The following is a 12,469-nucleotide window of genomic DNA, read 5'->3' on the forward strand; positions in this document are numbered from 1 at the left end:
CTAGCGTGCTCCTCTCTGACCGGTTGATAAGGAGATCCCATGGCCACCACGACGACCATTTCCCAGGTAGGGGAGTTCCCCCTCATCTCCTCGATGGTCGCAGATCTGGCGATGGGGCAGGCGGTCACTCTCGGCCCAGGCGACGACGGCGCGGTGTTCCAGATCGACGGTTCTGCAGTTGTTTCCACTGATGTCCTTGTCGAGGAGGTCCATTTCCGACGCCGTTGGTCGACGGCGACCGACGTGGGTCGCAAGGCTGTGGCGGTCAACGTTTCCGATATTGAGGCGATGGGCGCCGTCCCGGTTGCTGTCGTCGTGGGGTTTTCCGCTCCCGGTGATCTACCGGCAGCGTGGGCTCGTGAATTCATGGCCGGGATGGCTTCCGAGGCTGACAAGGCTGGAGTAAGCGTCGTCGGAGGCGACACCACGGGCGGGCCGGTCGTCAGTATCGCTGTGACGGTCATCGGCCAGACCGCCGGTATGGCACCTGTGCGTCGTGACGGCGCTGTCCCCGGTGATGAGGTTGCGGTTGTTGGTCAACTGGGGTTGGCGGGCGCCGGTTTGGTCCTTCTGGGGCGTGGTTTCCGCTCTCCCCGGGCTGCTGTCGCGGCCCAACGTTGCCCGGAGGTTCCCTACGGTCAAGGCCGGGTGGCAGCCAAGGCGGGAGCGCATGCGATGATCGACGTGTCGGACGGTCTGCTAGCTGACCTAGGACATATCGCCGAGATGTCCGGTTTCGCCATCGACATTGATACCTCGAAGCTGGATGTTGCCGAACCGGTGCGCACCGTCGGTATGGCTACTGGGGTGGATCCACTCACCTGGGTGCTCGCAGGAGGAGAGGACCATGCCTTAGCAGCGACCTTTGCCCCGAACACTGTTCCGGATGGGTGGACTGTCATCGGGCGTGTGCTGCCTCCTGACCAGGTTTCGGATCCCACAGTTCTTGTTGACGGACAAGCTTGGGAACACGAACGTGGCTGGACTCACTTTCATTCTTGAGGCGATGGCGGCGTTGATGTTGCCATCGAGCTCGTGGCGCAACGACTAATCCCGTGACTCCCCGCATCGGCTCTAGGGCCGTGGTGGTCTCGGTTGATAACGTCAATGACATGGCGACCCGTGCGTCTTCCCCAGCGCGGCCCCGAAAGACGACGGCGAAGAAATCGTCGCGTAGCTCGGGTGCACGCTCGAACGGAAGCAACAAGAAAACGTCGACCAGCTCGCGGAGTAGGTCGACGCCTCCCAGTGCGCCCGCGTCCACTAACCCGGTAGCCCAGGTGCTATCGGTGACGTGGTCGGGCATTGCGAGGGGATTAGGAAGCATGGTTCGAGGGATCGGTGGCAGACCTACTGAGCCTGGTATCACTCATGACGGCACTGGTTTGGTCTTGCTGTTGCTGTCGGGCCTCGTTGCCGCTGGATTCTGGTTCGATTTACCGGGCGGATTTGGCAATGGACTGCGAATCGGGGTTGCGACCATCTTCGGATCGCTGTCTTATGCCCTTCCGCTGTTCGGTTTAGCCGCGATGTGGCACACCTTGCGTCACCCGGCCACGATCGGTACTGGCGGACGTCAGGTGCTGGGATGGACATGTTTCTTTCTTGGTCTTCTTGGGGTTATTAACATTGCCCACGGCCTGCCACGCCCGGACCGTCCTGAGGCGGTGCGTGCTGCCGGCGGCATGCTCGGATACATATCATCGAGCCTATTCGCGGACCTCTTGACAACGTGGGCTGCGTTACCACTGCTCGTTGTTGTTACGGCTTTAGGCGTGTTACTCGTGGTGGGACGACCATTAATTGACGGCGCAGCCCGAGTTCGCCAAGCGTCGCGCCGTTCTGCCGTCAAGCCTCGTGACATTGAGTCTCGTCGGGCATATGACACGCCGTTGGTTGGGGATACCCTCGTTGATCGCCGTGATGATGACGCCGTTACTCAACAGATGGAGCCTGTGCGCACGCACACGAGCAGTTCCGAGCGCACTAACGAGAGCCTCGATGCCATCTTTGATGCCGAGGCACCATTAGCGTCGACCGATGATTCCCTGGACGTACCAGGGCAGGGCGAACCGGAGAAAGTTCGCACAACTGCCGGGCTGCCACAGGGCTTCACTGTCCACGAGCACACCGACCTCGAACCGCCGGCCCATGAACCGATGCCGGCCCGGGTGGAGCAGTTGCAGTTATCAGGGGACATCGCTTACACCCTGCCCGCATCGGATCTACTGCAGCCGGGCTCAGTACCCCAGGCACGCACCGATGCGTCCGATGCCGTTGTTTCCAAGTTGTCAACAGTCTTCGACGAGTTCGGTATCGACGCTCAAGTGACGGGCTATTCTCGCGGTCCGACGGTCACCCGATATGAGGTCGAGCTGGGAGCGGCCGTCAAGGTAGAAAAAGTCACCGCCTTGAGCAAGAACATCGCTTACGCAGTCGCCTCCCCTGACGTGCGGATCTTGTCGCCGATCCCTGGGAAATCCGCTATCGGCATTGAGATTCCGAACCGGGACAAGGAAATTGTGTCCTTGGGGGATGTGTTGCGCTCGTCGAAGGCCCGCAATGATCACAATCCGCTAGTCGTCGGACTGGGTAAAGACGTCGAGGGCGGATTTGTTATCGCCAACGTCGCTAAGATGCCTCACTTGCTAGTCGCTGGCGCTACTGGTTCTGGCAAATCGAGTTTCGTGAATTCCCTCATTACGTCGGTCATGATGCGCGCTACTCCTGACGAGGTGCGCATGATGCTTGTCGACCCCAAGCGGGTTGAGCTGACCCAATACGAGGGCATTCCACACTTGGTGACGCCCATCATCACTAGCGCAAAGAAGGCCGCCGAAGCCCTGCAGTGGGTGGTACGCGAAATGGATCAGCGTTATGACGATCTGGCGGCGTTCGGATTCCGTCACGTCAAAGACTTCAACAAGGCTGTACGGGCTGGCGAGGTCACCTTGCCGCCCGGATCGGAGCGGGTCTTAGCGCCATACCCATACCTGTTGGTTGTCGTCGACGAGTTGGCTGACCTTATGTTGGTCGCTCCTCGCGACGTCGAGGACTCAATTGTTCGTATTACTCAGCTGGCACGTGCGGCCGGTATTCATTTGGTGCTGGCAACTCAGCGTCCGTCGACCGACGTATGTACCGGCCTCATCAAGGCCAATATCCCGTCACGGTTAGCTTTCGCGACGTCGTCGATGACAGATTCACGAGTGATTTTGGATCAGCCGGGTGCCGAGAAGTTGGTTGGTCAAGGCGACGGGCTTTTCCTGCCGATGGGTGCGTCAAAACCGGTGCGTGTGCAGGGATCCTGGGTGTCTGATTCTGAGATTCACCAGGTTGTCGCGCATGTTAAGTCCCAGATGGAGGCCCATTATCGCGATGATGTCGCTGCTCCGACCGTCGAGAAGAAGGTGGCCGAGGATATTGGTGACGATCTGGAGCTCGTCTTGGAGGCGGCGAAACTCGTAGTCGAGTTGCAGCTGGGGTCAACGTCGATGTTGCAACGTAAGTTGCGTGTGGGGTTCGCTAAGGCTGGCCGCCTCATGGATATTCTCGAGACCCGCAACGTCGTCGGGCCTTCGGAGGGATCCAAGGCAAGGGATGTTTTGGTCAAGCCGGATGATCTTGACGACGTATTGGCCAATCTCCAGGCGGAGGGATAAGGCGCTCGTACTGCATGCCACAACGACGATTCCTCGCGTACCGTGAGCGAGGAATCGTCGCGCGTCATGAATGATGTGGACGATTAATCCTCTGCTGGTAGAGGACCGTCGTCATACTTGTGCCAAGCATCGGGATGGGAATTCTGGCAGAAGAAGACCAATAGGACGATCCATCCGATGAAGGGTAGGAGCAGCCAAAATAGGTGGAACCCGGAGCGATTGGCGTCGTGAAGTCGGCGCACTGCCAAAGAGAGGCCCGGGATGAGTGTGCCGAGAGACCAGATAGCTGCCAGCACGAGATAGACCGTTGTTGGGTTGTCGTTTGTGCCACCGGTTCCGGTATTAATGATGTTGAGAGCGACGTTAACGAGCGCGCTGAACAGGGCGACCCACCAGTATTCTGATCGGGAAGCACGACCGTGGAACACCGCGTAATTCTTAAAGAAGAGCTTGATCGCGCGACCGAAACTCACGTTTGGCCGACGATGGTTTGATCCGTCCGCACCAAAGGCAGGATCGCCGTACGGATTGGGCATCCCATAGGGACTGCTGGTTTGTCCGTAGGGATCATGCTGGGACTGGCTTGGCCACGCCGAAGTACCGGCGTTATCGGTTCGGTACGGGTCGTTCGGCTCCGTCATGCGGACACCTCTTCTCGTATGGTTGATGCTGACAGGACATACGCTAGCGTAGAAAGGTCCAACGGTTGCCGTACAGGAATGAACCGTGAGTGGGGATGTTCTGCGTATTCATCGCATCGAGTGGGCGCAGCCGGGCTCGAACCGGCGACCTCCAGCGTGTAAGGCAGGCGCTCTGACCAACTGAGCTATGCGCCCGGCGACTACTCTAGCGGATACGCGCCATGTCCGCCTATTGGCCACACACATGCGCCTTGGGTGCGCTTACGTTAGCGGTTGTATTACTCGGAACACACGCGCCACGGTCGGAAATCATGTCACGAGAGTTGTCGTTGCGTCCCTGTAGAGTTAGTCAACGTGGCATTGGTAGACCTTCAGCAGACCGTTGAGGACCTCGACGCATCCTTGGCTTCGATTGAGAATGTTCTCGATCCTGAGGCGAAGAGGGCGGAGATCGCGAACCTCGAGAAGCAGGTGGCCGCCCCCAATCTGTGGGACGACCAGGAAAATGCGCAGCGGGTAACCTCTCGGCTGTCGGCCCTGCAGGCAGAAATCGAGCGCCTGGAGCGGCTGCGCGCGCGGATCGAGGATGTCCACGTACTGTTGGAATTTGCGGCTGCCGACGACGACACAGATTCCCTGGCTGAGGCAACGACCGAGACGGTTAAGCTCCGGGAGGAGATTGACGCTCTCGAGGTGAGGACCTTGCTGTCGGGTCAGTATGACGAGCGCGAGGCTGTCGTCACTATTCGTTCCGAGGCCGGTGGCGTGGACGCCGCTGATTTTGCAGAGATGCTGCTGCGTATGTATTTGCGGTGGGCCGAGCGCCACGGTTACAAGGTTGAAATCCTCGACACGTCGTATGCCGAGGAAGCAGGCATCAAATCGGCTACGTTTGTCGTCCATGCGCCATTCGCCTACGGCACCCTTTCAGTTGAACAAGGCACTCACCGTTTGGTGCGGATTAGTCCTTTCGATAATCAGGGACGCCGTCAGACCTCCTTCGCTGGCGTCGAGGTGCTACCCGTCGTTGAAGAGACCGACCACGTCGACATTCCAGAGTCAGACCTGCGCGTCGACGTCTTCCATGCTTCGGGTCCCGGCGGCCAGGGGGTGAACACTACTGACTCCGCCGTTCGTCTGACCCACCTTCCGACCGGCATTGTGGTGAGCTGTCAGAACGAGCGCTCGCAGATCCAGAATAAGGCGGCCGCACTGCGTGTTCTGCAGGCCAAACTGCTCGAGAAGGCCCGCGAAGAGCAGGAAGCCGAGATGAATTCGTTGAAGGCGGAGGGCAACTCATGGGGAGCTCAAATGCGCTCCTATGTGCTGCATCCCTACCAAATGGTGAAGGATCTGCGTACTAATCATGAAGTCGGCAATACCGACGCCGTCTTCGACGGAGATATTGACGATTTTATTGACGCCGGTATTCGTTGGCGCCGTAAGAACGAGACTGACTGACGGGGCAGACGTGATTACCTTCGACAATGTCACGAAGATATATAGCGGGCAGAGCCAGGCGGCTTTGTCTGACGTCAATGTCGACATCAACAAGGGGGAGTTCGTCTTCCTTGTGGGGCAGTCCGGGTCAGGAAAATCGACGTTCATCCGACTCATTTTGCGCGAGTATCGCCCGTCTCGTGGCACGCTGTATGTCGCTGGTAAGAACCTTAACCAGTTGAGGTCGTGGAAAGTTCCCGCGCTGCGGCGCCAGATCGGCACGGTATTTCAGGACTTCCGTTTGCTCCCGGGCAAGACGGTCTATGAGAACGTCGCCTTCGCGATGCAGGTTATAGGTAAGTCGATGAAGGAGATCCGTAACGTCGTCCCCGAAACCCTTGAACTCGTCGGTTTGGAGGGCAAGGAAAAGCGGATGCCTGACGAACTGTCTGGTGGCGAGCAGCAGCGTGTTGCGCTAGCTAGGGCTTTTGTGAATCGCCCTAAAATTCTCATCGCTGATGAGCCTACCGGGAACCTTGATCCCGATACCGCAGTGGGCATCATGAAGGTGCTTGATCGTATCAATCGCACCGGTGCAACCGTCGTCATGGCCACTCACGACTCGACGATCGTCGACCAAATGAGGCGACGAGTCATCGAACTCGAGCGCGGACACGTCGTCCGTGACGAGAACGAGGGCGTCTACCGCAATTCCTGAATCCCCGATAAAGAACGAGGAAGTACATGCGTCACACCTTGCGAGAGACGTGGTCTGGGTTACGCCGAAACGCGGCGATGACCCTGGCTGTCATCGTCACGATGTGGGTGTCCCTGTCCCTATTCGGGGCGGCCCTGTTGGCAACACAGCAGGTCGACCTGCTCAAGGGTAAGTGGTACGACAAGGTAGAGGTATCGGTCTTCCTCTGTGTTGATGGCGTTTCTGGGTCCCAATGCTCGGGCGACAAAGCTGCCACCCAAGCCCAGAAAGACGCTATTCGTCAAGCGTTAGAGTCTAATCCGCAGGTGTCTCGCGTCTATTACGAGTCTAAACATGAGGCATTCGAGGAATATCAGCGTATCTATGCCGATTCTCCAGTGCGTGATGTCTTGACAGAGGACACTATCCAGGATTCGTACCGCGTCAAGCTGGTTGATCCTCAGCAGTACCAGGGAGTTGTGACCGAAGCTCAAAGCCTGCCCGGGGTACAGTCGGTTGTTGACTTACATAATGTTTTAGACCCGATATTCCTGTGGATGAACGCCCTGAGATGGGTCACTTTTGGAATGTCTGTGCTTTTGCTTGTCGCGGCAGCTTTGCAAATCGGTAATACGATACGGATGGCGGCCTTCTCCAGACGCCGAGAACTGGGAATCATGAAACTTGTAGGTGCGTCCAATACCTATATCCTCATGCCTTTCCTTCTTGAATCCCTCATTGCAGGTCTCATTGGTGCGCTCCTTGCCTGTGTCACCTTGGCGTTGGGCGCTGATGTGGTCGTTATGCGCAAGATGGCGCACTCGATCACAACGTTGGCTTGGATTGGGTGGCCGCAGGTCTGGACGTCGATTGCATGGATGGTCATTGTTGCAGCTGTGTTGTCTGTGGTGCCTGCGTACGTTGCGACACGGAAGTACCTCAGAGTCTGATGTCTTTCATATAGGATGAAAAATCCTGTGTCGAAGGAGGTTTGTCATGCCTAGGGAGCAGGGAGTTAAGGTGGTTGCGCGTAACCGTCGCGCTACCCATGACTACACCATCGGTGACAAATGGGAGGCCGGTCTCGTTTTGCAGGGCACTGAGGTGAAATCCTTGCGCGCCGGCAAAGCTACGCTCACTGATGCCTTCGCCCAGGTTGATGACCGTGGTGAGGTGTGGATGTACAACCTCCACATTCCCGAGTACGCGTTCGGAACGTGGCGAAATCACAGTGTGATGCGCAAACGCAAGCTCTTGCTCAATAAGCGTGAGATCGCCAAGCTTTCTCGCGAGGCGGATGGTCCGGGAAAGACGATCATTCCTTTGCAGCTCTATTTCAAGGACGGCTACGCCAAGGTCGAGATTGCCGTTGGTACCGGTAAGAGGGATTGGGATAAGCGTCAGGCCATACGGGAGCGCGATGCCAAGCGTGAAGCTCAGCGGGCTCTTGCAAATCGGGTGCGCAATCGCAAACGTTGACCCCTCGTCGACTGCATCGTCGATATAGGTGCGGGGTGGCTGGCGTTCGTCACATCGTGAGCCAGCTTGGGCTCGAGCGCAATCCAGTGTATAAATATGCACATGAGCGCAAAAGGATTCACTGTTGCCGTCGCCGGGGCGTCTGGATATGCGGGAGCCGAAGTTGTGCGCTTGCTGTCTGGACACCCGGAGCTCACGACGGGTGACCTTGCCGCTTATAGCCAGGCCGGACTTTCGTTGGGACACGTCATGCCCCACCTTGCCGGGGCAGCTGGGACACGAATCCTGAGCGAGATCGACGTCGAACGCCTCGCTGCTCATGACGCCGTCGTGCTGGCCCTACCGCATGGGGCTTCCGGGCGGATCGCCCGAGGGATAGCGCAGATCAACCCTGACGTTGTCATCGTCGATGCGGGGGCAGACTTTCGGCTGGCGTCGACCTCTGACTGGCAACGGTGGTATGGCGGCGACCATGCAGGTACCTGGGCCTACGGGCTTCCCGAGCTGCCGCGAGCCGAGGGTGGTTCGCAACGCGATCAGCTCGTGGGTGCCACCCGTATCGCCGGGCCAGGGTGCAATGCCTCTGCGGTCGCGTTGGGCTTGGCGCCCCTTGTCAATAGTGTCGACACGAGCCAGACGGTCATTACCCTCATTGTTGGGACGTCCGGGGCTGGAAAATCCAGTCGACTAGATCTCACGTTTTCCCGGATGAGCGGGGGCGCTCACCCGTATTCAGTTGGTCACGCGCATCGTCATATTCCCGAGATCAGGCAGTCACTTCGCATGGCGGGAGCTGAGGAGCCGCGCCTGAGCATCAGTGCGGTGCTCGTGCCCATGACCAGAGGAATTCTTGCGGTATGCGCTGCACCGTCGCAAGCCTCCACCGAGGAACTTCGTGGACGGTTGCATGAGGTATATGACGACGAACCACTCATTCACATTCCTGACGCCTATCCAGATACTCACGACGTCGTCGGATCCGCCATGACGCACATCAATGCGGTGGGCGATCCCGAAAACGGGCTTGCCACCGTCGTCGTCGCGCTAGACAACCTCGTCAAGGGGACAGCCGGTGCCGTCATTCAGTGTCTCAATGTGGCCTTCGGCCTCCCCGAGACTGCTGGGCTTCCCCTCGTTGGCCTCAATCCATAATAGGAGGATTCATGTCCGTCACTTATCCCCTCGGGTTCCGTGCCAGTGGTGTCCAGGCTGGGTTGCGATCGACGTCAGCCCCTGACCTTGCGTTCATTGTCAATGACGGTCCTGACGACGTCGTTGCTGGGGTATTTACAACAAACCGTGTGTGCGCTGCGCCAGTGCAGTGGTCGCGTCGTGTGATTGCCGATCACAAGGCCCGAGTTGTCATTGCTAACGCAGCCGTCGCGAATGCCTGTACGGGGATTGATGGTTTCGCTGACTGTCAGTGCGAAGCTGAACATGTTGCAACGCTCATTGGATGCACACCGCATGACGTAGTTGTTGCCTCAACCGGAGTCATCGGGGTACGGCTCGATATGCCAGCCATCCTGGCAGGAGCGGGCATGGCCGATCGTGCTCTGAATAGGGGAGATGATGCCAATACTTCGGCGGCGCGAGCGATCATGACGACCGACACCGTCCCGAAGATGGCGACAATTGATGCCGGCAATGCGCGATTCGGCGGTATCGCTAAGGGGGCTGGGATGCTGGCTCCGCAGCTGGCGACGATGCTTGTCTTTGTCACCACTGACGCTGTCGTCGATCCCAAGGAGTTTCAGAGTGCCCTAGCCAAGGCATGCGACGTCACGTTTAGTAGGGTTGATTCGGATGCGTGTATGTCAACCAATGACACGGTTGTCGCTATGGCCTCGGGAGCGTCCGGCGTCAGCTTGACAGGTGACGTACTTGTTGAGGCACTCACTGCGCTATGCGCCAGCTTGGCTCGTCAACTCGTTGCTGACGCTGAGGGGTCTCACCATGACGTCAAAGTGACTGTCACAGGTGCGACGAGTACCGAGGCTGCTGTGGCGGTGGCCCGTGAGGTGACGCGATCTAATCTCGTTAAGACGGCTATTTCGGGTAATGACCCTAACTGGGGTCGAATTGTCGCTGCGGTCGGATGCGTTCCAGAGAGTGTAGCTCCCTTTGATCCTGACAAGATTGATGTGTCTATTAATGGCATCAAGATCTGTCAATCCGGGGCTATTGGCGAAGACCGCAACCGCGTCGATATGAGGCCGCGTGAGGTTCATATTGATATTGAGTTGCACGCGGGCAACGCAGAAGCCGCAGTATGGACTAATGATCTTACCCACGAATACGTAGAAGAGAACAGCGCATACACATCATGACCCTCGTTTATGATATCCCCCTTAATGATTCTCAATTCTCGGCTCAGCGGAAGTCCGAGGTCCTCGTAGAGGCACTGCCGTGGATCCGGCGATTCCAAGGGCGCACTGTTGTCGTGAAATATGGCGGTAATGCGATGGTTGATCCAGGATTACAGCAGGCCTTTGCTGACGACATCGTTTTTATGGCTTCGGTGGGAATCCGCCCCATCGTTGTTCACGGCGGCGGACCTCAGATCAATGCCATGCTTGCTGAGTCTGCTACCCCCGTCGAGTTCCGCAACGGTTTACGAGTGACGTCTCCAGAGATTATGGAGGTTGTTCGAATGGTGCTCGTCGGTCAAGTGGGACGTCAGCTTGTGAATCGCATCAATTCCTATGCGCCATTAGCGGCCGGCATGTCGGGTGAAGATTCTGGACTATTGTCGGCGCGGAGGTCGCGGGTCATTGTTGATGGTGAACAGATAGATATGGGTCTGGTAGGAGATATTGTTGACGTCAACACCGATCTCATTAATTCCATGCTTGATCGCGGTCAGATTCCGGTTATTGCACCGGTGAGTCCTGAGGTTGACGAGGCAGGTCATCCGACTGGACAGGTTCTCAACGTTAACGCCGATACGGCTGCTACCGCAATTGCACAGGCATTGTGCGCTGAGAAGCTGGTGATGCTGACAAACGTCGCTGGGATTTATGGCACCTGGCCAGATCCTCACACCCTCATTTCTGAGATTTCCGCGAGTGATTTGCGCGCGATGATTCCACGTCTAGGAGAAGGCATGCGGCCAAAGGGGCAGGCCTTGCTCGACGCTATTGACGGAGGAGTATCGAGTGCCGTGATTGTGGATGGCCGCCTTGAGCATGCTCTTTTGCTGGAGATTTTTACAACCAAAGGTGTTGGAACAATGGCTCGTCGTGACGACTACGTATAGGGGGATGACGATGATTCAACAGTCGACTCCCGGTGATTGGCAAGAACGCTACCATAGCGCTCTCCTGGGCGTATTCGGTAGTCCCCAATTATGCCTCGACCATGGTTATGGATGCATTGTCGTCGACAGTGACGGTAATGAATACCTTGACCTGCTTGGCGGAATCGCAGTTAACGCGCTGGGCTATGCCCACCCGGCATGGGTCAAAGCGGTGACACATCAGGCGGAAACGTTGGCTCATGTTTCGAACTTCTTTACCACCAGGCCTCAGCTTGATCTTGCAGAAAAAATGCTTTCCCTAGCCAAAGCACCAGAGGGATCTGCGGTCTTTTTCTCGAATTCTGGCACGGAGGCCAATGAAGCGGCGATAAAAATATGTTTGGCGCGTAAGAACGGACGCATTATTGCACTCGACCATGCATTTCATGGCCGCACGCTCGGTGCCCTTGCGCTGACGCACAAGGCTGCTTATCGCCAACCTTTTGGCCCCTCGGCCATTGATGTCACATTCGTTGCTCCTGACGACCACGGCACGTTGTGCCATGAGTTAGACAAAGGCGATGTTTCGGCGGTATTTGTGGAGCCTGTTCAAGGTGAAGCTGGCGTCGTCCCGCTTTCGCGTGAATACTTACGCCAGGTACGCGAGCTGACGGTCTGCCACGACGCCCTCATGGTCGTTGACGAAGTGCAATGCGGAATGGGGCGCACTGGTCGATGGTTTGCGCACCAAGGTGCTCACATCACTCCCGACGTTATGACGACGGCAAAAGCGTTGGGAGGTGGCTTTCCTATCGGGGCAACGGTGACGTTCGGTCCACACGTGTCTGGGGTTCTCACGGCAGGGCAGCACGGAACCACCTTTGGGGGCAATGCGCTAGCGTGCGCTGTTGCGTGTGCAGTCATTTCTACCATCGAATCCGATGACTTACTGGCCCATGTTCGCAAGATCGGCGCCTTGATGTCGACCGCATTGCAGCAATGCCATCCTAGTATCACGCAGGTACGGGGGAGTGGCGCTCTTCTTGGCATCCAGTTCGACTCAGACATAGCGGGTGATCTCGTTGTTGCTGCTCGCGATGCCGGATTTATCGTCAACGCCGCTAACCCATCCACGCTGAGGCTGGCCCCGCCCTATGTTCTGACGGAGGCTCAGGCGCAGTCCTTCGTCGATGCTCTTCCTGGCCTCATCGACAGCGTGAGATCTTGACGATTCCCACCACTTGATGATTCTTCCCCCGGACAATTCTTCATCGTGGGACACGCGTGAGGTTCAAGGATGGGGATAGGTAAG

General features: G+C 57.5%; 11 protein-coding genes, 1 tRNA gene and 1 pseudogene. 10 read left to right on the forward strand and 3 right to left on the reverse strand.

Annotated features, from left to right (window positions below; translation table 11 throughout):
- Positions 1-39: 39 nt before the first annotated feature.
- Positions 40-1,002, forward strand: coding sequence for a thiamine-phosphate kinase (locus tag FYJ43_RS04075; protein ID WP_154562348.1), 963 nt, complete (start codon positions 40-42; stop codon positions 1,000-1,002).
- Between the two features lie 31 nt (positions 1,003-1,033).
- Here the strand turns inward: FYJ43_RS04075 and FYJ43_RS12565 are convergent.
- Positions 1,034-1,306 (reverse strand): annotated as a pseudogene (locus FYJ43_RS12565) (amidase); the annotation flags it as partial.
- A 19-nt stretch (positions 1,307-1,325) separates the two neighbouring features.
- Here FYJ43_RS12565 and FYJ43_RS04085 point away from each other — a divergent pair.
- On the forward strand, positions 1,326-3,662 hold the full coding sequence (locus tag FYJ43_RS04085) for an FtsK/SpoIIIE family DNA translocase (RefSeq protein WP_154562350.1): 2,337 nt from the start codon (positions 1,326-1,328) through the stop codon (positions 3,660-3,662).
- 83 nt (positions 3,663-3,745) lie between these two features.
- Here FYJ43_RS04085 and FYJ43_RS04090 read toward each other — a convergent pair whose 3' ends face one another.
- On the reverse strand, positions 3,746-4,303 hold the full coding sequence (locus FYJ43_RS04090) for a DUF805 domain-containing protein (protein WP_154562352.1): 558 nt from the start codon (positions 4,301-4,303) through the stop codon (positions 3,746-3,748).
- A gap of 121 nt (positions 4,304-4,424) precedes the next feature.
- Positions 4,425-4,498, reverse strand: a tRNA-Val gene (locus tag FYJ43_RS04095).
- 159 nt (positions 4,499-4,657) lie between these two features.
- Between FYJ43_RS04095 and prfB the strand changes: the two genes are divergently transcribed.
- The 8 genes from prfB (at position 4,658) to FYJ43_RS04135 (ending at position 12,385) form a co-directional block, all read left to right on the forward strand.
- Positions 4,658-5,764: a peptide chain release factor 2 gene (gene prfB, locus FYJ43_RS04100; RefSeq protein ID WP_326833333.1), complete on the forward strand. Its 1,107-nt coding sequence runs from the start codon at positions 4,658-4,660 to the stop codon at positions 5,762-5,764.
- Between the two features lie 10 nt (positions 5,765-5,774).
- Positions 5,775-6,461, forward strand: coding sequence for a cell division ATP-binding protein FtsE (gene ftsE / locus FYJ43_RS04105; protein WP_326833334.1), 687 nt, complete (start codon positions 5,775-5,777; stop codon positions 6,459-6,461).
- 26 nt (positions 6,462-6,487) lie between these two features.
- Positions 6,488-7,390: a permease-like cell division protein FtsX gene (ftsX, locus tag FYJ43_RS04110; protein ID WP_229771623.1), complete on the forward strand. Its 903-nt coding sequence runs from the start codon at positions 6,488-6,490 to the stop codon at positions 7,388-7,390.
- A 46-nt stretch (positions 7,391-7,436) separates the two neighbouring features.
- Positions 7,437-7,919, forward strand: coding sequence for an SsrA-binding protein SmpB (smpB, locus tag FYJ43_RS04115; protein WP_154562354.1), 483 nt, complete (start codon positions 7,437-7,439; stop codon positions 7,917-7,919).
- Between the two features lie 96 nt (positions 7,920-8,015).
- Positions 8,016-9,071, forward strand: a complete 1,056-nt coding sequence (argC, locus tag FYJ43_RS04120; RefSeq protein ID WP_154562356.1) for an N-acetyl-gamma-glutamyl-phosphate reductase — start codon at positions 8,016-8,018, stop codon at positions 9,069-9,071.
- 11 nt (positions 9,072-9,082) lie between these two features.
- Positions 9,083-10,249, forward strand: coding sequence for a bifunctional glutamate N-acetyltransferase/amino-acid acetyltransferase ArgJ (gene argJ, locus FYJ43_RS04125; RefSeq protein WP_154562358.1), 1,167 nt, complete (start codon positions 9,083-9,085; stop codon positions 10,247-10,249).
- Positions 10,246-11,178, forward strand: coding sequence for an acetylglutamate kinase (gene argB / locus FYJ43_RS04130; protein WP_154562360.1), 933 nt, complete (start codon positions 10,246-10,248; stop codon positions 11,176-11,178). The genes argJ and argB overlap by 4 nt, the downstream gene beginning before the upstream one ends.
- Positions 11,179-11,188: 10 nt before the next feature.
- Positions 11,189-12,385 carry an acetylornithine transaminase gene (locus tag FYJ43_RS04135; RefSeq protein WP_154563299.1) on the forward strand — a complete coding sequence of 399 codons (1,197 nt, stop codon included), beginning with the start codon at positions 11,189-11,191 and terminating at the stop codon, positions 12,383-12,385.
- The last annotated feature ends 84 nt before the right edge of the window (positions 12,386-12,469 follow it).

This window comes from Cutibacterium porci (genome assembly GCF_009696315.1).
In the GTDB taxonomy this organism is placed as follows: domain Bacteria; phylum Actinomycetota; class Actinomycetes; order Propionibacteriales; family Propionibacteriaceae; genus Cutibacterium; species Cutibacterium porci.

Bases quoted from the DNA above. Each gene is read 5' to 3' on its own strand.
- FYJ43_RS04075 (WP_154562348.1), top strand. From the start codon at position 40: ATGGCCACCACGACGACCATTTCCCAGGTAGGGGAGTTCCCCCTCATC.
- FYJ43_RS04085 (WP_154562350.1), top strand. From the start codon at position 1,326: ATGGTTCGAGGGATCGGTGGCAGACCTACTGAGCCTGGTATCACTCAT.
- FYJ43_RS04090 (WP_154562352.1), bottom strand. From the start codon at position 4,303: ATGACGGAGCCGAACGACCCGTACCGAACCGATAACGCCGGTACTTCG.
- ftsX (WP_229771623.1), top strand. From the start codon at position 6,488: ATGCGTCACACCTTGCGAGAGACGTGGTCTGGGTTACGCCGAAACGCG.
- smpB (WP_154562354.1), top strand. From the start codon at position 7,437: ATGCCTAGGGAGCAGGGAGTTAAGGTGGTTGCGCGTAACCGTCGCGCT.
- argC (WP_154562356.1), top strand. From the start codon at position 8,016: ATGCACATGAGCGCAAAAGGATTCACTGTTGCCGTCGCCGGGGCGTCT.
- argJ (WP_154562358.1), top strand. From the start codon at position 9,083: ATGTCCGTCACTTATCCCCTCGGGTTCCGTGCCAGTGGTGTCCAGGCT.
- argB (WP_154562360.1), top strand. From the start codon at position 10,246: ATGACCCTCGTTTATGATATCCCCCTTAATGATTCTCAATTCTCGGCT.
- FYJ43_RS04135 (WP_154563299.1), top strand. From the start codon at position 11,189: ATGATTCAACAGTCGACTCCCGGTGATTGGCAAGAACGCTACCATAGC.